The 26,642-nt window shown below is 41.1% G+C and carries 21 protein-coding genes; 12 read left to right on the top strand and 9 right to left on the bottom strand.

The genetic code is table 11. The annotated features are described in order from the left end of the window. The first annotated feature begins 195 nt into the window (after window positions 1-195). The 9 genes from sdhC to EGC86_RS11965 all read left to right on the top strand — a co-directional run bounded on the left by sdhC (window position 196) and on the right by EGC86_RS11965 (window position 10,837). Window positions 196-591 carry a succinate dehydrogenase cytochrome b556 subunit gene (gene sdhC / locus EGC86_RS12005; RefSeq protein ID WP_011637802.1) on the top strand — a complete coding sequence of 132 codons (396 nt, stop codon included), beginning with the start codon at window positions 196-198 and terminating at the stop codon, window positions 589-591. Continuing rightward, complete coding sequence (gene sdhD, locus EGC86_RS12000; RefSeq protein WP_011637801.1) at window positions 585-932, top strand: succinate dehydrogenase, hydrophobic membrane anchor protein; 348 nt, start codon at window positions 585-587, stop codon at window positions 930-932. The genes sdhC and sdhD overlap by 7 nt, the downstream gene beginning before the upstream one ends. Continuing rightward, window positions 933-2,699, top strand: a complete 1,767-nt coding sequence (gene sdhA / locus EGC86_RS11995; RefSeq protein WP_011637800.1) for a succinate dehydrogenase flavoprotein subunit — start codon at window positions 933-935, stop codon at window positions 2,697-2,699. It begins immediately after the preceding gene. 16 nt (window positions 2,700-2,715) lie between these two features. Next, on the top strand, window positions 2,716-3,423 hold the full coding sequence (locus tag EGC86_RS11990; RefSeq protein ID WP_011637799.1) for a succinate dehydrogenase iron-sulfur subunit: 708 nt from the start codon (window positions 2,716-2,718) through the stop codon (window positions 3,421-3,423). Between the two features lie 202 nt (window positions 3,424-3,625). Continuing rightward, window positions 3,626-6,448 carry a 2-oxoglutarate dehydrogenase E1 component gene (sucA, locus tag EGC86_RS11985; protein WP_123777713.1) on the top strand — a complete coding sequence of 941 codons (2,823 nt, stop codon included), beginning with the start codon at window positions 3,626-3,628 and terminating at the stop codon, window positions 6,446-6,448. Between the two features lie 28 nt (window positions 6,449-6,476). Then, window positions 6,477-7,673, top strand: coding sequence for a 2-oxoglutarate dehydrogenase complex dihydrolipoyllysine-residue succinyltransferase (gene odhB, locus EGC86_RS11980; protein WP_011637797.1), 1,197 nt, complete (start codon window positions 6,477-6,479; stop codon window positions 7,671-7,673). Between the two features lie 75 nt (window positions 7,674-7,748). Beyond that, window positions 7,749-8,915: an ADP-forming succinate--CoA ligase subunit beta gene (gene sucC, locus EGC86_RS11975; protein WP_011637796.1), complete on the top strand. Its 1,167-nt coding sequence runs from the start codon at window positions 7,749-7,751 to the stop codon at window positions 8,913-8,915. Further along, window positions 8,915-9,787 carry a succinate--CoA ligase subunit alpha gene (gene sucD / locus EGC86_RS11970; RefSeq protein ID WP_011637795.1) on the top strand — a complete coding sequence of 291 codons (873 nt, stop codon included), beginning with the start codon at window positions 8,915-8,917 and terminating at the stop codon, window positions 9,785-9,787. Before sucC ends, sucD begins: the two co-directional genes overlap by 1 nt. Window positions 9,788-9,910: 123 nt before the next feature. After that, a complete protein-coding gene (locus tag EGC86_RS11965; RefSeq protein ID WP_123777712.1) occupies window positions 9,911-10,837 on the top strand; it encodes an AEC family transporter in 927 nt (308 codons plus the stop codon). A gap of 81 nt (window positions 10,838-10,918) precedes the next feature. On the opposite strand, the gene fur is transcribed toward EGC86_RS11965, so the two are convergent. Then, window positions 10,919-11,350 (bottom strand): ferric iron uptake transcriptional regulator, encoded by a 432-nt coding sequence (fur, locus tag EGC86_RS11960; RefSeq protein ID WP_041413604.1) that lies wholly within the window; start codon window positions 11,348-11,350, stop codon window positions 10,919-10,921. A 358-nt stretch (window positions 11,351-11,708) separates the two neighbouring features. Between fur and cobB the strand changes: the two genes are divergently transcribed. Together cobB and EGC86_RS11950 are read left to right on the top strand one after the other, a co-directional pair. Beyond that, window positions 11,709-12,431, top strand: coding sequence for a Sir2 family NAD+-dependent deacetylase (gene cobB, locus EGC86_RS11955; protein WP_123777711.1), 723 nt, complete (start codon window positions 11,709-11,711; stop codon window positions 12,429-12,431). Window positions 12,432-12,462: 31 nt separating this feature from the next. After that, complete coding sequence (locus EGC86_RS11950) at window positions 12,463-12,909, top strand: AAA family ATPase (protein ID WP_123777929.1); 447 nt, start codon at window positions 12,463-12,465, stop codon at window positions 12,907-12,909. Between the two features lie 139 nt (window positions 12,910-13,048). On the opposite strand, the gene EGC86_RS11945 is transcribed toward EGC86_RS11950, so the two are convergent. The 6 genes from EGC86_RS11945 to ggt all read right to left on the bottom strand — a co-directional run bounded on the left by EGC86_RS11945 (window position 13,049) and on the right by ggt (window position 23,535). Then, window positions 13,049-15,148: a bifunctional 2',3'-cyclic-nucleotide 2'-phosphodiesterase/3'-nucleotidase gene (locus EGC86_RS11945; protein WP_123777710.1), complete on the bottom strand. Its 2,100-nt coding sequence runs from the start codon at window positions 15,146-15,148 to the stop codon at window positions 13,049-13,051. 433 nt (window positions 15,149-15,581) lie between these two features. Then, a complete protein-coding gene (locus tag EGC86_RS11940) occupies window positions 15,582-17,765 on the bottom strand; it encodes a M3 family metallopeptidase (protein ID WP_123777709.1) in 2,184 nt (727 codons plus the stop codon). Between the two features lie 237 nt (window positions 17,766-18,002). Beyond that, on the bottom strand, window positions 18,003-18,398 hold the full coding sequence (locus tag EGC86_RS11935) for a type 2 periplasmic-binding domain-containing protein (RefSeq protein WP_011637788.1): 396 nt from the start codon (window positions 18,396-18,398) through the stop codon (window positions 18,003-18,005). Window positions 18,399-18,409: 11 nt separating this feature from the next. Then, window positions 18,410-19,633 carry a porin family protein gene (locus EGC86_RS11930; protein WP_123777708.1) on the bottom strand — a complete coding sequence of 408 codons (1,224 nt, stop codon included), beginning with the start codon at window positions 19,631-19,633 and terminating at the stop codon, window positions 18,410-18,412. A 78-nt stretch (window positions 19,634-19,711) separates the two neighbouring features. Beyond that, a complete protein-coding gene (locus EGC86_RS11925) occupies window positions 19,712-21,328 on the bottom strand; it encodes a methyl-accepting chemotaxis protein (protein WP_123777707.1) in 1,617 nt (538 codons plus the stop codon). Between the two features lie 455 nt (window positions 21,329-21,783). Beyond that, complete coding sequence (ggt, locus tag EGC86_RS11920) at window positions 21,784-23,535, bottom strand: gamma-glutamyltransferase (RefSeq protein ID WP_123777706.1); 1,752 nt, start codon at window positions 23,533-23,535, stop codon at window positions 21,784-21,786. A gap of 112 nt (window positions 23,536-23,647) precedes the next feature. On the opposite strand from ggt, the gene EGC86_RS11915 reads away from it, so the two are divergent. Then, entirely contained in the window at window positions 23,648-24,826 is a 1,179-nt protein-coding gene (locus EGC86_RS11915; RefSeq protein ID WP_123777705.1) for a GNAT family N-acetyltransferase, read from the top strand. Window positions 24,827-24,867: 41 nt separating this feature from the next. On the opposite strand, the gene EGC86_RS11910 is transcribed toward EGC86_RS11915, so the two are convergent. Next, complete coding sequence (locus tag EGC86_RS11910) at window positions 24,868-25,485, bottom strand: LysE family translocator (RefSeq protein WP_011637783.1); 618 nt, start codon at window positions 25,483-25,485, stop codon at window positions 24,868-24,870. A gap of 103 nt (window positions 25,486-25,588) precedes the next feature. Continuing rightward, window positions 25,589-26,629 carry a 4-hydroxyphenylpyruvate dioxygenase gene (gene hppD, locus EGC86_RS11905; protein ID WP_123777704.1) on the bottom strand — a complete coding sequence of 347 codons (1,041 nt, stop codon included), beginning with the start codon at window positions 26,627-26,629 and terminating at the stop codon, window positions 25,589-25,591. Between the last annotated feature and the right edge of the window lie 13 nt (window positions 26,630-26,642).

The raw sequence follows: 26,642 nt of genomic DNA, 5'->3' as shown, positions 1-26,642 counted from the left end.
CCCGCGAGTATACTTGCCTGCGTCCCTAAGGGCGACGAGCGTCACAGTTTAGAAATGATCAATTTACTCACTAAATAGTGGTTTCTCAACTGATTAGATGCTTGAGAGTAGTCTGTTTTTTGTTTAAAAAATGCTCTGCCTTGTGCAAGCTTTAGTGGTTAAGCAAAAAATAGATCATAAAAAAAATAATGCTCAATGGAGCTGAGTGAGCAGAACGTGAAAAAGCAAAGACCTGTCCATCTAGACCTGCAGACGATAAGCTTTCCTGCGACAGCTATCGCATCAATACTGCACCGTATTTCCGGTGTTATCATGCTATTTGCTATTGGTATCCTTCTTTGGTTGTTAAATTCGACTTTAACATCAGCAGATGGGTTCGCTAGCGTACAATCCTTGTTCGATGGTTTCGTGATGAAGTTCATCATTTGGGGCATTCTAACCGCGTTGGGTTATCACTTATTAGGTGGCATTCGTCATTTGATTATGGATGCCGGACACTGGGAAGAGTTAGCTTCGGGTGTCTCATCAGCTAAGGCTACGTTTGTGTTAGCAGTAGTCTTTTCAATCATAGCGGGGATTTGGGTATGGTAACAAATGCAGCAAGTTTTGGACGCAGTGGTGTTCATGACTATATTCTATTACGCGCAAGTGCAGTGATCCTCGCTTGTTATACTATTTTTTTAGTTGGCTTTATCGCGTGTAGTGCCCCGTTAACTTTCGAGATTTGGAATGGTTTGTTTGCTTCACTTCCAATGAAAGTCTTTACCCTAATAACCTTGATTGCTTTACTTATCCATGCGTGGATTGGTGTATGGCAAGTATTGACTGATTATGTCAAACATACAGCGTTACGTGGTGTATTACAGTTTACCTTTGTGTTGATCGCTTTTAGTTATTTAGCGTCAGGCATTGTAATAGTGTGGGGTGTTTAAGTGAGTATTCCAGTACGCGAATTTGATGTAATCGTAATCGGCGCCGGCGGCGCGGGTATGCGAGCTGCATTACAGATTTCTAAAGAAGGTAAGAGCTGTGCGCTGTTATCTAAAGTATTCCCAACTCGTTCACATACCGTTTCTGCTCAAGGTGGCATCACTGTAGCATTAGGTAATGCGCACGAAGATCATTGGGAACAACACATGTACGACACGGTTAAAGGTTCTGATTTTATCGGCGACCAAGAAGCCATTGAGTTTATGTGTCAAACGGGTCCTGAAGCGATTATCGAACTTGAGCAAATGGGTTTACCTTTCTCTCGTTTCGAAGACGGCACTATCTATCAGCGTCCTTTTGGTGGTCAGTCGCGTAATTTTGGTGGTGAGCAAGCTGCTCGTACTGCTGCTGCAGCTGACCGTACAGGTCATGCACTGCTTCATTGTTTATACCAACAAAACGTTAAACATAAAACTGACGTTTATTCTGAGTGGTATGCCTTAGATTTGGTTAAAAACGAAGATGACGTAGTGGTGGGTTGTACTGCAATTGAAATTGAAACGGGCGAAATTGTTTATTTCAAAGCAAAAGCGACTATTTTAGCCACTGGTGGTGCAGGACGTATTTATGCATCAACCACTAATGCTCACATCAATACTGGTGACGGTGTTGGTATGGCGGCACGCGCTGGTGTTCAGTTACAAGACATGGAAATGTGGCAGTTCCACCCTACAGGTATTGCCGGTGCAGGTGTTTTGGTTACTGAAGGTTGTCGTGGTGAAGGTGGATATCTTCTAAACAAAGACGGCGAGCGTTTCATGGAACGTTATGCGCCAAACGCGAAAGATTTAGCATCTCGTGACGTGGTAGCACGTTCAATGATGACTGAAATTCGTGAAGGTCGTGGTTTAGACGGTCCTTTAGGTCCACATTGTTTGCTAAAACTTGATCATTTAGGTAAAGAAACCTTAGAAGCTCGTCTTCCTGGTGTGTGTGAATTATCACGTACCTTTGCTCATATTGATCCAGCTGATGGTCCAATTCCAGTGTTGCCAACTTGTCATTATATGATGGGCGGTTTACCGACTAAAGTAAGTGGTCAAGTTATTCGTATGAATGACGACGGCACTGAACAAGATGTATTAGGTTTATTTGCTGTTGGTGAGATTGCTTGTGTATCTGTACACGGTGCAAACCGTTTAGGTGGTAACTCTTTACTTGATTTAGTTGTGTTTGGACGTGCTGCTGGTCAGCATTTAGGTAAAGCGTTAGACGCTACACCTGATCCAAAAGCGGCTTCAGACGTAGAAATTAGTGCATCACTTGCTCGTCTTAACCGTTGGGAAAGCAACAAAGACGGCGAAGAACCTGCGGTTATCCGTAAAGATCTTCAATTGTGTATGCAGTTAAATTTCTCTGTTTTCCGCAGTGGAGATGCTATGGCTGAAGGTTTAGAACAGCTACAAGCAATTCAAAAGCGTCTTGAAAATGCTAAGTTATCTGATAATTCAACAGAATTTAATACTCAACGTATTGAGTGCTTAGAATTAGACAACTTAATGGCTACAGCGCTGGCAACTGCTTATGCAGCTAACTTCCGTACTGAAAGCCGTGGTGCGCATTCTCGTGAAGATTATTTAGACCGTGATGATGATAATTGGTTATGTCATAGTTTGTATAACCCAGTCACTCAAGGTATGAGCAAACGTGATGTCAACATGACACCTAAATTACGTGAAGCGTTTCCACCTGTAAAACGTACCTATTAGGCAGGAGTTGCAAAAGATGAAATTAACATTTGCATTGTATCGTTATAATCCTGATGTAGATACCAAGCCTTATATGAAGGATTACACCTTAGAAGTGCCTGATGGCACTGACATGATGGTGTTAGATGCGTTAATTAAACTGAAAGAACAAGACTCAACGCTTGCGTTCCGTCGTTCATGCCGTGAAGGTGTGTGTGGTTCTGACGGTGTTAACATGAATGGTAAAAACGGATTAGCGTGTATTACGCCATTATCTACCTTCAAAGGTAAGAAAATTGAAATCCGTCCTTTACCAGGCATGCCAGTAGTTCGTGATTTGGTTGTAGACTTAACTCAGTTCTACAAGCAATACGAAAAAATTAAGCCTTATCTGATTAATGACGAACAGGCTCCTGCTCGTGAACATCTACAATCACCTGAAGAGCGTGCTCATTTAGATGGTTTATATGAATGTATCATGTGTGCATGTTGTTCAACTGCTTGTCCATCTTTCTGGTGGAACCCTGATAAATTTATCGGGCCAAGTGGTTTATTACATGCATATCGTTTCTTAATTGACAGTCGTGATACGGCCACTGAAGAGCGTTTATCTGAACTAGATGATGCTTACAGTGTGTTCCGTTGTCATGGCATCATGAACTGTGTTGACGTTTGTCCTAAAGGATTAAACCCAACTAAAGCGATTGGTCACATTAAGTCAATGCTGCTTAAGCGAGCTGTTTAATGCACAAAACTGAGCAAAATAATCTGACTTATTAGCTTTGTTAAGAGTCATCTTCAATATTGGGGATGGCTCTTTTGTGTGTTTATGTAATACCTCCTGCTATTATCTTGTTACGATAATTTCAGTCTACGTGTGATGTAACTTACGTTACTCACTGTTATGTTTATGGCTAGCACGTGTATCAAGTTTGAAAGGAATAACAATGCACCAAGGCATCATGAAAGCCTGGCTCGAGTCGTCACATTTAAGTGGTTCGAACTCGACCTACGTAGAAGAGATGTATGAAGCCTATCAAGAAGATCCGCAATCAGTTACTCCTGATTGGCAGCTTGTTTTTGATAACCTCCCTCCGGTTAACGGTGCCTCAGTAGAAGTACCCGAAACTGCTCACTCTAAAGTTCGTGACTATTTCCGTAGTTTAGCTTTACAAGGTCGTTTAAAAAACGCTACTAGCGTCGGCGACCCAGAGTTAGATGCGAAGCAAGTTAAAGTCCTGCAACTTATCAATGCTCACCGTTTCCGTGGCCATCAAAATGCCAATTTAGATCCATTAGGATTGTGGAAGCGTGAAGCTGTTCAGGAATTGGATCCTGCTTACCACGGCTTAACCGTTGATGACATGCAACGTCAGTTTAATACTGGTTCATTCGCCCTCGGCGGTGAGACCATGAAGCTTGCTGATATTATTCATGCACTAAAGAGTACCTATTGTGGCTCGATAGGTGCTGAATACATGCACATTACTGATACCGATGAAAAGCGTTGGATCCAACAACGTCTTGAACCGACATTAGGTAAAGCCAAGTACGATAACAGCGTCAAAAAGCGTATTCTTGAAGGGTTGAATGCAGCCGAAGGTATCGAAAAATACCTTGGTGCTAAATTCCCTGGAGCTAAACGATTCTCTTTAGAAGGTGGTGATGCGCTCGTTCCGATGATGCGTGAAATCATTTACCGTGCAGGCGAAGCTGGAACTAAAGAAATCGTAGTAGGTATGGCTCACCGTGGTCGTTTAAACTTGCTCATAAACGTGCTGGGTAAACGTCCTGCTGAATTGTTTGATGAGTTTGCGGGTAAGCATGCGGACACTCACGGTTCTGGCGACGTAAAATATCACCAAGGTTTCTCATCTGATTTTGAAACGCCAGGTGGAAACGTTCATTTAGCATTAGCCTTTAACCCATCTCATTTAGAGATCGTTAATCCAGTGGTTATTGGTTCTGTACGTGCTCGTCAAGATCGTCGTGGTTGTAAAGACGGTCTGCAAGTTATGCCTATCACCATTCATGGTGATTCAGCTATAACTGGCCAAGGCATTGTGCAAGAGACGTTCAACATGTCTCAAACACGTGGTTTTACTATTGGTGGTAGTATTCGAATTGTGGTTAATAACCAAGTTGGTTTTACCACATCAAACCAGGCTGACACACGTTCAACCGAATACTGTACTGACATCGCTAAGATGGTTCAGGCACCGATTTTCCATGTCAATTCTGACGATCCTGAAGCCGTTGCGTTTATTTCTCAACTTGCAGTGGATTATCGTAATGAATTTAAACGTGATGTAGTGATTGATTTAGTGTGTTATCGCCGTCATGGCCATAACGAAGCTGATGAGCCTAGTGCGACTCAGCCGTTAATGTACGCTAAAATCAAAAAACACCCTACGCCACGTAAAATTTATGCTGATAAGTTGATAGCTGAAAACAGCATTCCTGCCGATGAAGTGACCGGACTGATTAACCATTATCGTGATGCATTAGATGCAGGTGATTGTGTGGTTAAAGAATGGCGTCCTATGACGTTACATACAGTTGACTGGACACCTTATTTAAATCGCGAATGGGATGAAGAATACGCCGGTTCAATGTCGATGGAACGTCTGCAAAACTTAGCCAATAAGTTAGTTGATATTCCTGAAAATCATACGCTTCAATCTCGTGTTGCCAAAATTTGTGCTGATCGCACTGCCATGGCTAAAGGCGAGAAGTTATTAGACTGGGGTTTCGCTGAAACGTTAGCTTATGCTTCTATTCTTGAAGATAAAAAGCGTGTGCGCATTACGGGTCAAGACTCTGGTCGCGGCACGTTCTTCCATCGTCATGCTGTATTGCATAGCCAAAAAGACGGTTCTACCTATTTACCTTTGCGTAATGTGGCTGATGAACAAGGGCCAATTGATATTATTGACTCAGTATTATCAGAAGCATCAGTGTTGGCATTTGAATACGGTTACGCGACTGCAGAACCTGGTGGCTTGACCATTTGGGAAGCGCAGTTTGGTGACTTCGTTAACTGTGCACAGGTAGTGATTGACCAATTCTTATCATCTGGTGAGCAAAAGTGGGGCCGTTTATGTGGTCTGACTATGTTGTTACCTCATGGTTATGAAGGTCAAGGACCTGAGCATTCAAGTGGCCGTTTAGAGCGTTTCTTGCAATTATGTGCTAACCACAACATGCAAGTGTGTGTGCCATCAACTCCGGCGCAGGTTTATCATATGTTGCGTCGCCAAGTTGTGCGTCCTATGCGTCGCCCGTTAGTGGTAATGTCACCTAAATCTTTGCTACGTCACCCATTAGCGGTGTCTACCTTAGAAGAACTTGCTGAAGGTACTTTCCAAAATATCATTGGTGAGATAGATACCTTAGATGCAGGTCAAGTTGACCGCGTTGTATTCTGTAGCGGTAAGGTGTATTTCGAGTTACTTGAAAAGCGTCGTAAAGAGAATGTGACCAACGTTGCCATCGTGCGTGTTGAGCAGCTGTATCCGTTCCCTGATGTGGAAATGCGTGCAGCGTTAGAAACATATCAACATGTTAAAGATTTTGTATGGTGTCAAGAAGAGCCGCAAAACCAAGGGGCATGGTACTGTAGTCAGCATCATTTCTGGGCTAATATTCCTGCAGGTGCTCAATTAACTTATGCCGGTCGTGAAGCTTCTGCTGCACCAGCATGTGGTTACCCTGGGTTGCATGTACAGCAGCAAGAATCATTAGTAAATAGCGCATTAAAACTGTCGTAATAGATAATTTATATAAGGGAAGCTTTCCATGAGTATCGAAATTAAGGTACCCGTATTACCAGAATCTGTTGCTGATGCAACTATTGCTACTTGGCATGTTAAACCTGGTGAACAGGTTACTCGTGATCAAAACTTAGTTGATATCGAGACAGACAAAGTCGTGTTAGAAGTGGTAGCACCAGAAGACGGTTCAATTTCTGAATTGTTATTCCAAGAAGGCGATACCGTTTTAGGTGAGCAAGTGATTGCTAATTTTGTCGCTGGTGTTGTGTCTGGCCAAGAAGTGACTAAAGCTGAAGCTTCAGGGCCTGCTGTCGTGGCAACGACCGAAGCTGCTTCTGATGAATCTAATGATGCATTAAGCCCATCTGTTCGTCGTGTGATTGCAGAACATAATCTTGATGCCAGTAAAATTAAAGGTTCTGGTGTGGGCGGACGTGTAACTAAGGATGATGTAGATGCATTCCTTAAGTCAGCTCCTGCCAAAGCCGCTGCACCAGCTGCTCCTGTGGCACCGTTAGAAGGTCGTAGTGAGAAGCGTGTACCAATGTCACGTCTTCGTAAAACTATCGCAAAACGTCTGTTAGAAGCGAAAAATTCAACGGCAATGTTAACTACGTTTAACGAAGTTAATATGAAGCCAATCATGGATATTCGTAAGCAGTACCAAGACATTTTCGAAAAACGCCATGGTATTCGTTTAGGCTTTATGTCTTTCTATATCAAAGCTGTGACAGAAGCGCTAAAACGTTTCCCAGAAGTTAACGCTTCTATTGATGGTGATGACATTGTTTATCATAACTATTTCGACATCAGCATCGCTGTATCAACGCCTCGTGGTCTGGTAACACCAGTACTACGTGACACTGATACCATGAACTTAGCTGAAATCGAAAAAGCGGTTCGTGAATTAGCCATTAAAGGCCGTGACGGTAAATTATCTGTTGCTGACATGACAGGCGGTAACTTCACTGTGACTAACGGTGGTGTTTTCGGTTCACTAATGTCTACGCCAATTTTGAACCTGCCACAAAGCGCAATCTTAGGCATGCATGCCATTAAAGATCGCCCAATGGCAGTCAATGGTCAGGTTGAAATCCTGCCTATGATGTACCTAGCACTCTCTTACGACCACCGTATTGTTGATGGTCGTGAGTCTGTTGGCTTCTTAGTCGCGATTAAAGACTTCTTAGAAGATCCAACTCGTCTGCTACTTGATCTATAAGTAGGTAGATAAACCCTCGTCGCTGGCTCATATTGAGCCAGTTGGATTTGATTAGAAGTATATGGATAGATCATCATGAATTTGCATGAGTATCAGGCAAAATCTTTATTTGCCGAATATGGTTTACCAGTCTCTGAAGGCTTTGCATGTGATACTGCTCAAGAAGCAGTAGAAGCAGCTGGTCACATTGGCGGAAACTTATGGGTTGTTAAGTGTCAAGTACACGCAGGCGGCCGTGGTAAAGCAGGTGGCGTTAAAGTTACCGGTAATAAAGACGAAATCAGAGCATTCGCTGAAAACTGGTTAGGTAAGAACTTAGTAACGTACCAGACTGACGCTAAAGGTCAGCCAGTTGCTAAAATTCTAGTTGAAAGCTGTACTGACATCGCTAACGAATTGTACCTAGGTGCAGTAGTTGACCGTAGCACTCGTCGCGTTGTGTTCATGGCGTCGACTGAAGGTGGTGTTGATATCGAAACTGTGGCTGAACATACGCCAGAGCTTATCCACACAGCTATCATTGATCCGTTAACAGGTCCTCAAGCTTTCCAAGCTCGTGATCTTGGCTTCAAGTTAGGTTTAAACCCAACACAAATGAAGCAGTTTACTAAGATCTTTATGGGTCTAGCGAACATGTTCAATGACCATGATTTTGCATTATTAGAAATCAATCCACTTGTTATCACCACTGAAGGCAACCTTCACTGTTTAGATGGCAAAATTGGTATTGATGGCAACGCATTATTCCGTCAGCCTAAAATCAAAGCAATGCACGATCCATCACAAGATGATGCTCGTGAAGCGCATGCTGCTAAATTTGAATTAAACTATGTTGCTTTAGACGGTAACGTAGGTTGTATGGTTAACGGTGCCGGCCTAGCAATGGGTACAATGGACATCGTAAACCTACACGGCGGCAAGCCAGCTAACTTCTTAGACGTTGGCGGTGGAGCAACTAAAGAACGTGTTGCAGAAGCATTTAAGATCATTCTTTCTGACAGCAATGTTAAAGCGGTATTGGTTAACATCTTCGGTGGTATCGTGCGTTGCGATATGATCGCTGAAGGTATTATTGGTGCGGTTAAAGAAGTTGGCGTTAAAGTGCCAGTCGTTGTACGTCTTGAAGGTACTAACGCTGAATTAGGTCGTGAAGTATTGGCTAAGTCTGGTCTTGATATCATCGCGGCTACAAGTCTAACTGACGCGGCTGAGCAAGTTGTTAAAGCTGCGGAGGGCAAATAATGTCTGTTTTAATTAACAAAGATACCAAGGTAATCTGTCAAGGTTTCACTGGTGGTCAGGGTACTTTCCACTCTGAACAGGCGATTGCTTATGGCACGCAAATGGTTGGTGGTGTTTCTCCTGGAAAAGGTGGTCAAACTCACCTAGGTCTTCCAGTGTTTAACACTGTTAAAGACGCTGTAGCAGCAACAGGTGCAACTGCAACTGTTATCTACGTACCAGCTCCTTTTTGTAAAGACGCTATCCTTGAAGCAATCGATGCTGGCCTTGAGCTAATCGTTTGTATCACTGAAGGTATCCCTACACTTGATATGCTTCAAGTGAAAGTGAAACTTGAAGAAACTGGCGTTCGCATGATCGGTCCTAACTGCCCAGGTGTTATCACTCCTGGTGAATGTAAGATTGGTATTATGCCTGGTCACATTCATTTACCTGGAAAAGTAGGTATTGTTTCTCGCTCTGGTACATTAACGTACGAAGCGGTTAAGCAAACTACTGATGAAGGTTTCGGCCAATCTACTTGTGTAGGTATCGGTGGCGACCCAATTCCTGGCACTAACTTCATCGACGTATTGGAAATGTTCCAAAACGATCCACAGACTGAAGCGATTGTTATGATCGGTGAAATCGGTGGTAATGCTGAAGAAGAAGCGGCTGCTTATATCAAAGCACACGTAACTAAGCCTGTTGTATCTTACATTGCTGGTGTTACTGCACCAGAAGGTAAGCGCATGGGCCATGCTGGCGCAATTATCGCTGGCGGTAAAGGTACTGCTGAAGATAAGTTTGCTGCTCTAGAGGCTGCTGGCGTTACGACTGTTCGCTCTTTAGCTGACATTGGTAAAGCACTACGTATCAAAACAGGTTGGTAATTATACCTTCTTGATAAAAAGGCGCTTAGGCGCCTTTTTTATTGGTTTTTATTCACTATTTTCATATAGTTATATTTTAATAGACAATCTGTTGCGATTCCTTTAATTCTTTGCAAGGTAATTATGGCCATCATCAGCATTATTTTCCCCTTAATATTTATGGTGTTATTAGGCTATGTATTAACCCGAGTTGGATTCTTTAACAAAGAACACATTACTGGGATAAGTAGGTTCACTTTTTACGTCAGTATCCCGGCATTTCTATTTATCAATATGCTCGCAGCACCGTTAGCGCAAAGCATTGACCCACTTGCACTGCTAGCTTTTTATTTACCAGTGTTGTTAGTGTTTTCTATAGGTTACCGAATTAATCGCCTTTTTAGTCCAATAGCGCTGCAGGGGCGTGATGCCAGTGCGGTATTCGCGTTGGGTGCCAGTTATTCCAATACGGTATTGGTAGGTTTACCCATTATTATCGCTGCATTAGGCCCAGCAATGATAGGGCAGGTATTTATGATCATTACTTTTCATAGCGCCACCTTGTTTGCTCTGACTTTTATCTTAGCGGCAAGAGAGCAGCCTCAAGGTTTCTCGTGGCGACGGTTTGCTCGCTCTATGGTACTTAATCCGGTAGTAATGAGTATTGGACTAGGTATTTTAGTGAATGCGTTAAGTATTAACTTGGGACAACAATTAGATGAAGGTTTAGCGCTATTAGCTAAGCCCGCTTTGGCGTGTGCATTGTTTGTGCTAGGTGCTAATTTAAGTTTCTATCGTATAGGTGAACATTGGCGTTTAGCCTTAATGGCTAGTGGTTTAAAAATTATTTTATTGCCAGCATTAGTTTATATTATGGCGCAGTTTGTATTTGAACTAACCACATCAAGCACTGCGATGTTGGTGTTGCTCAGTGCTTCTCCGCTTGGCGTCAACGCTTATCTTATTGCCACTGAACTTAAACAGCATGAATCAACCTTGGGTAGCACAGTAGTATTATCGACCTTGTTATCAGTGTTTAGTTTTAGCCTATGGCTTACATTATTGATTTAAGTAAACTCTAAAAGCTTATGATAAATGTTAGCCAATAAAAAACCAGCAAATTTGCTGGTTTGTTTGTTGCTCACATACAGACTATTCGTCAGCGTGATCACAAGTATCATTGGTACAATGACCATAAAGGTACAAGCTATGGTGAGTCAGCTTGATGTTATGACGCATTGCGATTTCATCCTGGCGACGTTCAATCACGTCGTCAGAAAACTCAATCACTTTATCACAGGTTAAACACACTAAATGGTCATGGTGTTGTTGAGTCGACATTTCAAACACCGCTTTACCACTTTCAAAATGATGACGATTTAGAATGCCCGCATCATCGAACTGGTTTAATACTCTGTATACAGTAGCAAGGCCAATTTCCTCGCCTATTTCGAGTAACTTCTTATATAAGTCTTCCGCACTGATATGCTGGTTATCTGGGGATTGCATCAGTTCTAGAATTTTAACTCGCGGCAGGGTTATTTTTAATCCGGCTTTTTTGAGTGCTTGATTTCCATCTGTCATTGCTAATCTCTTGATTGCAGAACCAATCGGTTCATCGGTGGATATTCTAATCATTATATGTCTTGAGTCTAAAAACATAAACCTCTTAAGCTGCTTTATCAACCAATATAGAGGATATTTAGTAAAACAGTCACTTAAGCTGATATTATTTGTTAAGGATCTCTCAATAAGCTTACTTATACTAAGGGATTATTGTACCTATTCGGATATCCGATATTATTATCAAATCTATAACATGAATTTTATGTGAATTTTTAGACCGTGTAGTGACAACATTTTGTAACCTGAGTACGTATTTTTGATATGGTATTAAAAGTCATTACATTTTATTTTACATCATCACAATAAAGGACAAACAATGTACCGGCAAATTGTAGTGCTGACCGGCGCAGGTATTTCAGCTGAGTCGGGTATGAGCACGTTTAGAGATCAGCATGGTTTATGGGAACAGCATCATATTGAAGATGTTGCCACTCCTGAAGGCTATGCAAGAGATATCGAGTTAGTGGAGCGTTTTTATAATAGCCGCTGGCAACAATTACACAGTGATGATGTCATTCCAAATGCAGCACATTTAGCACTCGCGAAACTTGAAACAGAATTTACGGGTGAATTGCTAGTGATAACCCAAAATGTTGATGATTTACACGAGCGGGCAGGGTCTAAACGATTACTGCATATGCACGGTGAATTAGCAAAAGGTCGATGCCCACAATCATTACAAACCTTTGTATTACGTGAACCTTTTGGTGCTGAAAACTGTTGCACTTGTTGTATCCCGGGAAAACGTTTGCGGCCACATATTGTGTGGTTTGGGGAAATGCCTTTTGGTATGGACAGAATTCACGACGCCTTAGATCACTGTGACTTATTTATTGCGATTGGTACATCGGGTACGGTTTACCCTGCGGCAGGTTTTGTCGATAGTGCGAATCACCACGGTGCTCAAACCGTGGAGGTTAATCTGGATCCTGCAGACCGTCATAGCCAGTTTCAATATCATTTTACCGGTAAAGCGGGTGCTATCTTACCTAAGTTAGTCGACGATATTCTAGCGGGTAAGGTGATTGGTAGTGAGTGAAGCATTATTAGAGCAAGTCGTTAGTGACGTGATGCCGACAAAGCTGGCGATTATTATGCGTGGTTTACCAGGCAGTGGTAAATCTTATTGGGTTGAACAATTTATTACTTCTCAAGGGATTGAGCAGGCGATTCATATCCGTCAGCATGGCCTATTCTCCACAGACCGCTATTTTTATCAACAGGGGCAGTACCGCTTTAATCCGCAAAAAATCGGCCAATATCATCAGGCTAATTTAACGGCTTTTATTCAGGCGTTGGCGCGTAAAGAACCGATAGTTATTTGTGATAATACTAATATCGCGAAATGGGAGTTTATGGCTTATGAAGCCGCTGCAAAAGCGTTAGGCTATCAAGTTAAAGTGGTATTGGTTGGGCAGCCAGGTAACGACCAACATCAACAGCTTTGTGCGCAACGAAATCAACATCAAGTTTCATTGGTGCATATTCAAAAAATGGCGCAGTTGTTTGAAGAGTAATAACATGGAAGTGATTTGTTAAATGGTTAAATGGTAGTTACAGTATTTAAGTTGTGTGGCCATATTTCAGGACTGAGTAATAAAAATAAAAATAAAAAAGGCGCATAAAGCGCCTTTTTTGCATTTAGTCCGCGAGTAATTACTTCGCAGCAACAGGTGTAGTTAGGTCGATGCTATAAATCGCAAAGCCAGCTACAACATCAGCTGTTTTAGGTAACTTCACCATTTTACGTTGTTGATTATCAGCAACAAACTTGTCAGCAACATCGCTGTCTTGGGTTTCAAAACGAATGTCTAATGCAACAGTCGCATTATCAATAGTTTTAAAATCCCAGTTGTAATCAGCTGATGGATCAACCATAGCATCATATCCACCAGTCGCATTTGGTTGTGATTGCTCAGTAATATAAGCTGATAATGCATCACGGTTGGTATCTGGCAGTTCTAGCACTACGTGGTCTGAACCGGTACCCGCAAATGAACCACCAAAAGCACGGTAGTTATTTGAAGCCACAACAAACGACATCGCTGCTAATTCATCACCCGTAATAACCGTTCCGTCAGGTGCTGTGTATGCTAAGTCAACAATACGATTTGCATTAGCGTTAACGACAGCACAGCTTCGGTCAAACTTAGTTGGTTGAGTTACATCAATCTTGTAAGTTAGGCCATCAATAACGTCGAAGTTATAAGTTGGGTGACCTGCGCGATTAATCAAATTTTGTGGAGCACTGACGCTTGGGTCAATTTGATTAAACTGGTTGGCTGAACATTCTAACCAATCTTTTAGTTCCGCACCGGTAGCTTTAACTGCAACCATAGTATTTGGGTATAGGTATAAGTCAGCAGCGTTCTTATACGAAAGGTCGCCAGCATCAACTTGTACATATTGGCTTGCATCTCCTTCAGCATAACGTCCACCGGCTTTAAATGGTGCCGATGCTGACAAGATTGGCAAATCTTTTAGATCATCAGTAATTAATGTTTTAACACGCGCTATTTGAGCATTAGATACAATCTGAACCGTTGGGTCATCTTGAACTAACGTTAAGAAGCTGTACATGTTAGCGGCAGCAACCCCAATAGGTTGGCTAACATATTCGATAGTACCATTGTGTTCAATTTCAATTGCATCACGTAAGCTAGCTTCACCTTCAACCAATGCTACTTTATTAGCATTGTCGTAAATTGGGCGTGCTTTAGCAGTTGATTCTTCATGAATTACGGTCCATTTTCCTTCTACTTGGCGTACAACTAAGTCTACCACACCTAAGTTATCACCCCAGCGGCCAGGCATTACGGCAGGAACGCCATTCAATAAACCTTTGTCTACGTCAGTATTTGGTAAGTCGCTGTAAGTTGCAGACGGGAAAACTGAGTGGCTATGACCAAAGAAAATTGCATCAATACCATCGACGTTGGTTAATGCATAGGTTGCGTTTTCTGCCCATGGGTCGCCAGGGTTTTCACTTGAACCAATACCTGAATGCGGAATGGCTAAAATGATATCAGCCCCTTCTGCTTTCATTTGTGGCACAAATTTATTCGCCGCTTGAACTATGCCTAATACTTCAACTTTACCGTCTAAATTAGCTTTATCCCATTGTAAAATTTGTGGTGGTACAAAGCCGATATAACCAATTTTTATTGTATGTTCATTACCATCAACATCGATAACGACTTTTTCTTTAATGATATATGGTGTGAACATGTTTTCACTGAATAATACATCATCCCAACATCCATCTTTATCAGCACAAATTACGTTGGCATTAATATAAGGAAAGTTAGCACCACCAAGTGATTGCTCAAGGAATGATAATCCATAGTTAAATTCATGGTTACCAATATTACCGACTTCGTAGTCTAGGGTATTCATCGCTTTGTACACAGGATGAGTGTCGGTTAGCATGTTGTTTTCAGTTTTAAATTTATTGGCAATATAGTCTCCCATTGGACTACCTTGCAATAAATCACCGTTATCGACTAATACCGAGTTAGTGGCTTCGGCGCGTGCTGCATTGATTAAACTTGCTGTACGTACCAAACCGATGGTCTTATCTTCTTTACCTGAGTAATAGTTGTAATCCATCATATTGGTATGAAGATCAGTCGTTTCCATTACACGTAACTTGATATCTGCAGCAACAGTACTTGTTTGATCGTCATTATCAGAGCCGCAACCGCCTAATCCCAGTGCACCAGCGATAACAACGGCAAGAAGTTTTTTATTTAACATATTTTACTCTCTATATTTATTTGACCCCGAGGCGTATTTTTTATTTTATGCCTCTTACGTAGTGTTAACGATCCTTAACTATTTTGATAATAAAATGAAAACACCGCGGAGATTATAAGCATAAGATATGAATAAATTGTGATGTAACGCTAAATTAATATGATTAATGAGTGCGTTCGTGCAATTAATAGGCGTAAAAGGTGATAAAAAGCCGACAAGCTATTAATACGTTTCATGTAAATTTTTTGGGTGTTTGATAAGGATTGATATTAATGGATGGAATATGAACTTGTTTTATGATTTGGTATGAATAGAATTTATACCCTTAAATACTTAGAGTCTGTTTACCAGGAAGTAAATATCCATATTAAATTTGGCAATATTAACAATGGCTGTCGAAGCCATTGTTAATATCATCATTCAATTTTTAATATTAAAGTTTTTCTTTTAATAAACCTCTGCTACGTAATAGCGGTTCAATACCTGCATCCTTACCTCTAAATTGTTTGTATAATTCCATCGGATCTGCACTGCCGCCTTTGGATAAAATACTATCACGGAATTTTTGAGCTGTTTTTGGATCAAAAATTCCATTTTCTTTAAACGCTTCGAAAGCATCAGCACCTAAAATATCAGACCAAAGGTAACTGTAGTATCCTGCAGAATAACCGCCTGCAAAAATATGCGAAAAGTAAGTGCTGCGATAACGAGGGGCTATTTGGCTAATTAAGCCCATTTTATTTAATGAGGCCAATTCAAAATCTTTTGCATCGCGTAGTTTGCTATCTTTAAGAGAATGCCAATCCAAGTCTAAATAAGTGGCAGCCATATATTCGACAGTGGCAAAACCTTGATTAAATTGGCTAGCGGCTTGGATTTTATTTATTAAAGATTGGGGAATAATTTCACCCGTTTGATAATGCTTTGCAAATTGTGATAATACTTCCGGCTGTGTCATCCAGTTTTCCATCACTTGAGATGGAAACTCAACGTAATCACTTGGTACGCTAGTTCCGGATTGAGAACGGTAAGTCACATTAGAAAGTATGCCGTGCAATGCATGTCCAAATTCGTGAAACAGAGTACTGGCTTCGTCAAATGTAAGTAGTGCTGGCTCATTACCTGCTGGGCGAGGGAAGTTAAGTACGTTAACCACAATCGGCTTTGATTCTACTCCATTCATATTATATTGTTGACGGTATACGTTCATCCACGCGCCGCCTCGCTTACTTTGACGGACAAAATAGTCGCCCATAAATATAGCGAGCAAGCTACCGTCTTTATCATAGACTTCCCAGGTACGAACATCTGGGTGATACTTGGGCAAATCCGTACGTTCTTTGACAGTAATGCCATATAAACGATTAGCGGTATAGAATACCCCTTTCAAGGTACTCTCAAGTGAGAAATAGGGCTTAGTTTGCTGTTCATTGAAACTGTATTTAGCGACGCGAATTTTATCTGAATAATACCACCAATCCCATGCTTCAATGGTCAAATCGGTACCTTGGGTATCGACTAGCGCTTGCATGTCTGCCACTTCACTTTTAGCCTGCTTTAATGCAGCTGGCCACACTTTATCTAATAGAGCATAGACATTCTCTGGGGTCTTAGCAGTGCGAGACTCAAGTACAAAATGAGCATGAGATTGATATCCCATAAGCTGAGCTCGTTGTGAACGTATTGAGGCTATTTTGGCGAGAATCTTTTTATTATCGAATTCATTGTCATTATTTGCTTGAGCAACGTAAGCCTTAAATAGGGTTTCACGCAGTTTTCGATTATCAGCGTAAGTCAAAAATGGGGTCATTGATGGGCGATGAGGAGTAAAAATCCATTTACCTGGATGACCCAGTTTTGTAGCTTTACGAGCTGCAGTGTCCACCACATCTTGTGGTAAACCGGAAAGGTCTTCTTGGTTGTCAATGATGAGTTGAAAGCCATTGGTTTCAGCTAATAAATTATCGCCAAAAGTAAGGCTTAACTTACTAATTTGTTCATTTAAACCTCGGAGGGTAATTTTATCTTCTGCTGATAAATTTGCTCCGCCTCGGGTGAATGATTTGTATGTATCTTCCAGTAATTTTGCCTGTGCAGTATTCAAGGACAAGCTATTACGTTGTTCATGTAAAGTTTTTACTCGTTGAAACAGCATTGGATTTAGGAAAATATCATCTTGTGATGACGATAGTTTAGGTGAAATCTGTTTGGATATAGCTTGTAACGCATCGTTAGTGTCTGCGCCCGCCAAATTAAAGAATACGTATGATACTCGGGTTAGTAAATCGCCCGAAAATTCCATTGCTTCAATCGTATTTTCAAAAGTTGGGGGCTGAGGATTATTTGCGATAGTACTAATTTGCTCTTGCAGCTCAGTCATTCCAGCTTCAAAGGCTGGGATATAATCATCGGTTGTAATATTGGCAAAATCAGGGATTTCAAAAAATGTACCGTAAGGTTTAAAAAACGGATTATCAGCATGTTGTTGTTCTATTTGTGCAGCTGTTAATGGCGTGGGGTCATTGGTCGTTTGGGATACGGTTGACATGGAGCAGGCATTTAGTGCAAATATTACCGCGATGCTGGCGAAAAGGGGTTTAAGGGGTAAGCCCTTCATATCTTGTCCTCTTTTGTTTATTGTCTGAATAAGCGGGTTTTGATGAATTATTGGGTATGGATTGTTATATGTTGATATTAATTTTACACATAATTAACATAAGGTTTTTGATTTGTTTGTAACAAAAAAACCGAGCAATCACAATAATTGCTCGGTTTATGCTTTGGTTTATCATCAAAAAAATCGGTGGTTATCTTTCCACACTATTGATGCATGCAAATCACAGGATCATTATCTTTATGGTTTAATAATGACTTTAACTGTGGCATCAACGTCTGCTTCATCAATGTAGCCAATGGCATTTGGATTACTTGCAATTGCAGATTTCATCGCTGCAGCACCAGAAACCGCAGGTGGTGGAGTACCTTTACCGGTAAAGACTTGCTTAGACCAAAATGCTTTTAGTTGTGCATCAGACTTACCAGTAACAGCTTGATGAAACTCACTGCGAATAGGATTGCCTTCTTCTAATTCGTAAACGACGACCGAAGAGTTGCCTTTGCCTAAAAAAGCTTTTTTAACGTCATTAATTGAAATGTCTGCAGCAGCAGGATTACCAATAACAACTACAGCAGCGTTAGCGGAGGTAACAGCGGTTAAACTTAGTGCTAAAATAGTTAGTAACTTTTTCATTATCATACTCCTTAAAATACTGCGTCGAATTTAACGGTGTAAATCAAGGTGTCATCATAAGTAAACTTACCTGTTGATGTGTCGATGCTGTTGCCCGTGAATCCACCTGAAGTGTCACCAAAATCTTCAGCATAAGTGACATCAAATTTTATCGCGACGTTATCAATAGCATCCCAACGTAAACCAATACTGTAAGCCATGCGCTCAGCATTAAATGCAACCATTTGAATTGCAGTCGCTGTTGATAGTGGCAGACGCTCATCATTATCTTGAGTCTTCATGTATGCAACTGTAGCGTAAGGTGTGAATTCCTTAATACGGTAGCCCAGCGTTAAGTAACCAGAATCAGTGTCAGGGTAAGCGTTATCAATTTCTGAACGAGTCCATTCAGTAATAGCAATCACTTCACCATTGTCGTAACTTGCACCCACCCCAACGAATGAACCTTTCTCATCATTAAGTTCTAATACGGTATAGTTAGCTTGAGTATTTACACCTGCGGCTAAAGGCACTGTTACTTCTGAGACAATTGGACCATCTAATTTGGCTTGTGCATATACAGCACGTAAAGTCCAAATTTCATCAGTCCAACTTACGTTAGCACCCATAAGGTTGCTTAATTCAACCGCTGAGTTTTTAACGTCGGACTCACCACCAAATGCTTGCATTGTTAGTGTTGAGTCATCGTATTCCACATCATAAGAAACACCTGCACCAGTGTAAGATGAAAACGGGATGGTACCGTATACTTCTTGTGGTGGGCGCGCGAAAGGCTGTGCATATCCAACATCTAAGTAATCAGAGTACATAAATAAAGGTACACGCAGTTTACCGCCACGAATCTTAACGCCGTTGTCAAAGCGATGGGATAAATAGGCCCATTCAGCTTCAACTTCCCAGTCGTATTTACCGCGCATCATTAGCTGTAATACTGCTTGAGTATTGTCAGAAATGTTAAATGTCCCTTGTAGACCTAATTTACTGTCTTCGCTAAAGTTAGCACTCGAATCAGCATTATTGTAGCCAGCATCATTATCAGAGCTGATATAGGCTCCGCTAATAAAACCGTTAAATTTGACCTTGTCGGCTAGGCTTGCATTTTGCTGCGCCTGCAACGTTTGTACCTGCTGCTCTAGTTTAGCAATTTTAGCATCAGCGGCTTCATCTGCCACTGCTAAACTTGGGACTATCGCCATTGATATAGCAACGGATAATATTTTTACATTAAATTGCATGGTGTTACTCCTTGATCATCACTCATATGCCCTTTGGGCTTATATTTTTGGTTTTTTGGTACTGCATTACAATCAATCTCATACCTTAAATTGACTGGTAATAGATTGAAGTCTTTCACTTACATTTTGAATATCGACACTAATACCGCCCATATCCGCAGTCGTTACTCTGACTTTTTGTGAACCGACTTCCATTTCAGTTACATATTGCTGGATCAACACTGAAGTTGTATGTTGCTCCTCAGTAGCAGCCGCAATTTGGTCATTAACTTCTGATATTGCACTTACTTTTTCTGTAATACGCTGTAACGCTTCACCGGCTAAAGATGTTGATTTAACCCCTATTGCAGCAGTGTTAATACCACGAGCCATCGCGTCAACGGCTTGCTTAGAGGTTGAGCGTAATTCTTGTAGCACTTGTTGGATTTCTTGAGTTGAGGTTTGTGTTCTAGAGGCCAATGTTCTGACTTCATCGGCAACTACTGCAAACCCACGCCCATGTTCACCAGCACGCGCTGCTTCAATAGCAGCGTTAAGGGCCAGTAAATTTGTCTGATCTGCAATACTTCTGATTGTGTCTAATATGTCATTAACGTTGTGGGTATATGCGTCTAATTGATTAACGACAGCCGCAGTTTGCTGTACTTCTTCAGCCAGGGTATTAATAGTAATAACGGCTTCATTAACAATGAACCCGCCTTGTTTTGCTTCAGTGTTGGCATTTTCAGCTTCAAGTGCCGCACTTGAGGCGTACTCAGCAATATGAGTGACACTGACAAACATTTCTTTCATTGCCTGCGATATCTGCTCAATGGCTTCATTTTGTTGCTGCACATTGAGTTCACTGTATTGACTACCACTGAGTAACGTTGCAGCTACTTCGGTTAAATGTTCAGTGGTATTCTTTGTATCGGCAATAGACGATTGAAGTTTAGACACAAATTGATTAAACCAGTAAACCAACTGAGCAATTTCATCTTTACCTGCATAGTGGATCCGCGACCGAAGATCGCCTTCACCCTCAGAAATATTGCGCAAAGACTGAGTCACATTGTCTATGGTATTAATAATGGAGCGATTAACGAGTAGCCCCATAATCACCATTAGCAACGTCGAAATAACACCTATGAGTAAAACGCTATTTTCTGCCTGGTTTGAGCTCGCAATAGTTGCTTGAATACTCTGTTGAAATTGTTCAGATAAAATCGATTTCTTTTCAGAAAATTGTTCAACCAATAATTGATATCGTTTAGCATTCTCCGCCGCCTGACGTTGAATTTTACTAAAGTCGACATCATCTTTAATAAACTCAGCAGCTAAACTGCGAGCATTATTATAGTAGAGGTTTACGTCCTTATTAAGCTGTCGAGTTACATTGGTTTCTTGGGGCTGTAAATCGATGAGCTGACGTAAGTTAGCTGATATTTGCAACACCATAGTATTGGCAACATCTAGTGCATCTTCTTCGCCTGTTGTAATAGCCGATTGGATCGTTTGATCTAATTGTAATATTAAGCCTTGATTCACCGTAGCAAGATTTAACGCAGGATAAAGTTGATTCTGAAGTCCATTTAAGCGTTGTGCATTACTTTTGCCAGTTTGATTATTGATGATAATCGAAATGACAAATGACACGATAGCGACAAAGGTTAGCAGGGCAATTCGATGCTTGATTTTTAAATTAATGAGCTGCATGGGGTCTTTTGTTAATTTAGGAAGGTCTAAACTGATGGCGATAATAACAGTTTCAGTAGTGACTTAAAATATTAACATTCACTTTGGGTTGAATAATTACGGCGAAAAAATAATAACGGTGAGACACCAGAAGGATTTAATATTTGTAGTGTTTGAAATAATCTAATTTTTTAATGGCGGGGGGGGGCTTTAATTCAATACATTGATTTTGTTGTTATTATAGCTGTTGCCTTTATTTTTTATGAGCATTAATAATATTGAGCGTTTACATTGTATAAAACGATACAATATTTTTAAGTATGTTGAGTATTGATTTTGGTGCATTTGTTGATTGATGTTAATTTCATTAAGGTTAAATTAAGTTATAACTCATTCGTTCTTGTTATTAATAATTAATGATAGCGGCTTTACATTATTTAAAGCCGCTATTGCATTATTTTGAATGGTTTACGGTATTAGTAGCCGATGGCGGCAGAACCTGCGCGTCTTGGGTCTGAAGCGCCAAAAAGACCTTGCTCTGTCATCATTATCGATTGAGTACTGCCAATCGACTCTTGCACTTTCACTTTGTGACCTTTGGCTTCAAGTAATGAAATCGTATCGCGATTCAATGTATGTTCCACCCAAATAAAATCAGGTAACCATTGGTGATGCATACGTGCAGCAGCAGTTGCTTCGGCAATGTTTAAGTTATGATCAATCACATTCATGATCATTTGCAGCGTAATATTAATAATTCGCGAGCCACCAGGGCTGCCGGTAACAATGAAAGGTTTGCCATCTTTCATCACCATAGTAGGACTCATTGAACTGAGAGGACGCTTATTTCCTTCTACCGCATTTGCGTCACCACCAATTAAGCCATAACCATTTGGTGTGCCGGGTTTAGCCGAAAAGTCATCCATTTCATTGTTTAATAAAATGCCCGTGCCTTTAGCGACTAAGCCAGAACCATAACTAAAATTAAGAGTATAAGTATTAGCTACGGCATTGCCCCATTTATCGATAACTGAGAAGTGGGTAGTTTGATCGCTCTCATACGGCGCAAGGTTTCCAGGTCTTATTTCGCTGCTAGGTGTGGTTTTATTAATGGCGATTTTGCTGGCAATCTCTTTAGCGTATTCTTTGCTAGTCAATTGTTTAACTGGCACATTAACAAAATCAGGGTCACCTAAATACTCACTTCGATCTGCATAAGCATATTTCATTGTTTCGGCCATAAGATGCAAAGTGTTTGCGGTGTTGTGGCCTAATTTATCAATGGGGAATTGCTCGAGTACATTGAGCATTTCGATAATATGGATACCACCTGAAGATGGTGGCGGCATAGAAACCACTTCGTAACCTCGGTAATTACCCCGCACAGGTTCGCGTTCAATCACTTTATAGTTAGCCAGATCAGTTAAACTCATTATGCCGCCCGCATTCTGTACTGCAGAGACAATTTTCTTAGCCGTTCCACCTTGATAAAACCCTTTGCTACCTTTCTGGGCAATCAAAGATAATGACTGTGCTAACTCGGGTTGTTTGAGCAATTCATTGACTTGATAATTACTGCCGTCGGCATGGTAGAAAATTTCTGCAGAACTTGGCCATTGGGTAATACGAGCTTTAAGACCCGCTAATGAGTTTGATAGATCTGAAGTGACTAATATTCCGTCTTTGGCGAGTTTAATCGCAGGCTTGATCACTTGCGCCATTTTCATGGTGCCATATTGTTTTAAGGCCTGCTCCATCCCCATAACAGTGCCTGGTACACCAACGGCTAAACCATGTTCACGACTGAGTTTGTCAACTGCATTACCTTGTTCATCAAGGAAGATATCTTTGTGTGCTTTAGCAGGGGCTGTTTCACGGTAATCGATAGCAATGGTTTTATTTTGCTCGGCTAAATGCACCAACATAAAGCCACCGCCACCAATATTACCCGCGCGAGGTAAGGTTACTGCAAGGGCGTAGGCCACTGCTACCGCCGCATCGACTGCGTTGCCACCTTGTTTTAAAATATCAACACCAATTTGGCTAGCTATGGCTTCTTGGCTTGAAACCATGCCATGCTTAGCATAGATTGGCTGAGCCGTTGCCATTTCACTAAAGATTGAAGCTTCATTTGCTTGGCTGTCAGCAATATGAAGCGCAGGATAACAAAGTGTGAGTGTTAATGCGGTGCTCAAAAAAAGCGGTGTTAATTTAGGGAATCGTGTCACGATCAATCCTTGGTGTGTATTGAGAAGATACTGTGATAGAACATGCCACATGATAGCAATAATTGGTATGAGTTTTAGCGGTTGAGTGTTATTTATTATAGGGTAGGTGTGGGTGGAACAAACACAAACGCGAGTTTATCAATATAAATTTGTTAATAGTATTAGCAATATAGATTCTTCAATATGGAATATCTTTTTTGGATCATCTCATCCTTTTACCCGGCATGAATATTTATCCGCTCTGGAAATGAGTCGCTGCGTTAGTGCTGAAACGGGTTGGACGCCGATGCACCTTATGGTGATGGATGGCGATAATATTATTGCATTAATGCCCTTGTACCTTAAAAGTCATTCTTGGGGTGAATATGTTTTTGATTGGGCTTGGGCTGAAGCGTATGAGCGCCATAATATAGGCTATTACCCTAAGCTTGTGAGTAGTGTACCTTTCACACCCACTACAGGGCGGCGTATTGGTATTGACCCAAGATTACCAAAACACGATCAGCAACTCTTGATTGACGGTATTCAAACCTATCTATCACAAACGGTTATGAAACAGGGCTGGTCATCTTGGCATTGTTTATTTACCAATACCGAGCAACATCGACAGTTTGCACAAGCAGGGGTAATGGAGCGTGTTGGTTGTCAGTTTCATTGGCATAACCAAAATTATGCCGATTTTAATGACTTTCTGAGTACATTAACGTCACGTAAACGTAAAAACATCACTAAAGAGCGAATTTCTGCAAGGCAACGGCTACAATTTCGATTTATAGATGGCGATAAGGCAAGTGCAGAGCAATGGCAGGATTTTGTACGTTGTTATCAAAATACTTATTTAAAGCGTTCGGGTCATAAAGGGTACTTGTCGGCAACATTTTTTGAGCAAATTGCAGCAACAATGGGCTCAATGATACGACTATTATTGATTGAAAATCGTGACGCACAATTAGTGGCATCAGCATTATATTTTGTGTCAGACACGCATTTATATGGTCGTTATTGGGGGGCGTTAACAGAATGCGACTATGTCCATTTTGAAGCATGTTATTACCAAGGCATTGAGTACGCTATCGCTAATCAATTATTAGTATTTGATGCAGGAGCACAAGGCGAACATAAAGTGGCTCGAGGTTTTCGTCCTGTGAAAACCACCTCAAGCCATTTTGTTGCTCATGAAGGTTTTAATGATGCCATCGGTGCTTTTTGTCAACAAGAGCAAGCTCATATCGACATTTATATACAGCAAATGTACGAACAACTACCGTATAAGTCGATTGAAAATACATAAAATAGTATGAGGTTAATTACTCATCAAATGTACTTTCTGGGTTAGCCTAGCGCTAGCCAAATACCAACCAGTATCATTAAACTTCCGGCGATACGATTCATCCAGCGGATATTATCGCCTCGACTTAAAAATAATCGTAAACTCTTACCGCCGCTGGCATAAGCCAGCATCGACACACTTTCGGTGACCATTATAATACCAAGCAAAACGGCGAGTTGTGGCCCAACGGCATTATCAACATTAATAAACGGCGGTAATAGCGAAATCATAAAAGCCCAACCTTTAGGGTTGGCAATCGCGGTAATAAATCCTTGGCTGATTAAGCTCATGCGACTGGCTTTCACTTCAATACCAGTGATGATGGCCATTTTGCCTTTAGCACGCCACATATTAATGCCAATGTAGCCAAGGTAAGCGCCACCCACCCACTTAAGAATATCGAACACCTGTGGGTAATTTAGCATGATGCTAGCAACCCCAAGTACTGCTGCAATGGCGACCAACGCCACGCCCACTAATTCACCTAACATCATCCATAAGGTTCTGCGTACACCAATACTCATGCCGAGTGTCATGGCTAAAGTCATGCACATACCGGGGGTGATAGACACAAAAAAGAACGTTGGAATAAACACAGCGAGTACGGCGTAATCTGGCATTAGAAAGGTCTTTGATTAGAATGTAGATGGCAGAGTGTAAAGGCCTAAAATGATAAAAACCAGCAATTTGCTGGTTTTTATGTATCACTTCGTGTCTATAAAATTACAGCACGCCGCGTTTCATTTGATCGCGTTCAATCGATTCAAACAACGCGGTAAAGTTACCTTCGCCAAAGCCAAGGTTATTTTTACGTTGAATGATTTCAATGAAGATAGGCCCAAATAGATTTTTGGTGAAAATTTGCAATAAATAACCGTCATCATCGCCATCAACCAAAATCTGGTGATGCTTGATACGGTCGTGATCTTCGGTCACTTGTGGCAACTTCTCGAAAATGGTGTCGTAATATTCAGGAATAATATCCAGTGTTTTGATTGAGGTGCCTTCCATAGCATCGAGTGAGGTCACAATGTCACGACTTCTGAATGCCAGATGTTGAACACCTGGGCCATTGTATTCACCTAAGTATTCATCAATCTGATTTTTGTTATTACCTTTACCTTCGTTAATCGGGATGCAGAAACTGCCGTCTGGAGAGCGTAGCGCATAAGATACCAGAGCAGTTTGAGCGCCGCTGATATCGAAATAACGCACTTCGGTAAAACCAAAAATGTCTTTATAAAAGTTAGCCCATTTTTCCATGGTGCCTTTGTAGACATTATTGGTTAAATGGTCGACTTCCATAAAGCCTTTCTCAGGCGTTACTATAGGCTGTTCTAAATCGACAAAGTCAGTTTGATAAATATTGTTTTGTTCACCAAAAGTGTCAATAAAATAAATCAAGCTATCGCCGATACCGTAAATAGCTGGGTAAGGCATATCTTTATTGGCATCATCAGCTGGTTTTGCACCACGGGCAACGGCTTCTGTAAATGCAAACTGTGCATCTTCTACACGCCAACCCATTGAACAAATTGCCGGACCATGAGATTTGGCGAATTCAGCAGAAAACCCTGCACGGCCTTTATTCAATAGAAAGTTAATGTCATTTTGTTTGTAGTAAACAATGTCATTATTTTTGGCTTTTTTTAACATCGAAAAACCAAAATCGATGAATACCTGATGCATGTATTCAGTATCTGGGCTAGCAAATTCGGTGAATTCAATGCCTAACAGGCCCAGTGGGTTTAGTTCGCTTGCCATTTTGTTTTCCTTT

The sequence above is a fragment of the Shewanella frigidimarina genome (assembly GCF_003797125.1).
GTDB lineage: Bacteria > Pseudomonadota > Gammaproteobacteria > Enterobacterales > Shewanellaceae > Shewanella > Shewanella frigidimarina.
The sequence above is the reverse complement of the archived record's forward strand: the minus strand, read 5'-3'. Positions and strand labels throughout refer to the sequence as shown.

Bases quoted from the DNA above. Each gene is read 5' to 3' on its own strand.
- sdhC (WP_011637802.1), top strand. From the start codon at position 196: ATGGAGCTGAGTGAGCAGAACGTGAAAAAGCAAAGACCTGTCCATCTA.
- sdhD (WP_011637801.1), top strand. From the start codon at position 585: ATGGTAACAAATGCAGCAAGTTTTGGACGCAGTGGTGTTCATGACTAT.
- EGC86_RS11990 (WP_011637799.1), top strand. From the start codon at position 2,716: ATGAAATTAACATTTGCATTGTATCGTTATAATCCTGATGTAGATACC.
- sucA (WP_123777713.1), top strand. From the start codon at position 3,626: ATGCACCAAGGCATCATGAAAGCCTGGCTCGAGTCGTCACATTTAAGT.
- odhB (WP_011637797.1), top strand. From the start codon at position 6,477: ATGAGTATCGAAATTAAGGTACCCGTATTACCAGAATCTGTTGCTGAT.
- sucC (WP_011637796.1), top strand. From the start codon at position 7,749: ATGAATTTGCATGAGTATCAGGCAAAATCTTTATTTGCCGAATATGGT.
- sucD (WP_011637795.1), top strand. From the start codon at position 8,915: ATGTCTGTTTTAATTAACAAAGATACCAAGGTAATCTGTCAAGGTTTC.
- EGC86_RS11965 (WP_123777712.1), top strand. From the start codon at position 9,911: ATGGCCATCATCAGCATTATTTTCCCCTTAATATTTATGGTGTTATTA.
- fur (WP_041413604.1), bottom strand. From the start codon at position 11,350: ATGACAGATGGAAATCAAGCACTCAAAAAAGCCGGATTAAAAATAACC.
- cobB (WP_123777711.1), top strand. From the start codon at position 11,709: ATGTACCGGCAAATTGTAGTGCTGACCGGCGCAGGTATTTCAGCTGAG.
- EGC86_RS11950 (WP_123777929.1), top strand. From the start codon at position 12,463: ATGCCGACAAAGCTGGCGATTATTATGCGTGGTTTACCAGGCAGTGGT.
- EGC86_RS11945 (WP_123777710.1), bottom strand. From the start codon at position 15,148: ATGTTAAATAAAAAACTTCTTGCCGTTGTTATCGCTGGTGCACTGGGA.
- EGC86_RS11940 (WP_123777709.1), bottom strand. From the start codon at position 17,765: ATGAAGGGCTTACCCCTTAAACCCCTTTTCGCCAGCATCGCGGTAATA.
- EGC86_RS11935 (WP_011637788.1), bottom strand. From the start codon at position 18,398: ATGAAAAAGTTACTAACTATTTTAGCACTAAGTTTAACCGCTGTTACC.
- EGC86_RS11930 (WP_123777708.1), bottom strand. From the start codon at position 19,633: ATGCAATTTAATGTAAAAATATTATCCGTTGCTATATCAATGGCGATA.
- EGC86_RS11925 (WP_123777707.1), bottom strand. From the start codon at position 21,328: ATGCAGCTCATTAATTTAAAAATCAAGCATCGAATTGCCCTGCTAACC.
- EGC86_RS11910 (WP_011637783.1), bottom strand. From the start codon at position 25,485: ATGCCAGATTACGCCGTACTCGCTGTGTTTATTCCAACGTTCTTTTTT.
- hppD (WP_123777704.1), bottom strand. From the start codon at position 26,629: ATGGCAAGCGAACTAAACCCACTGGGCCTGTTAGGCATTGAATTCACC.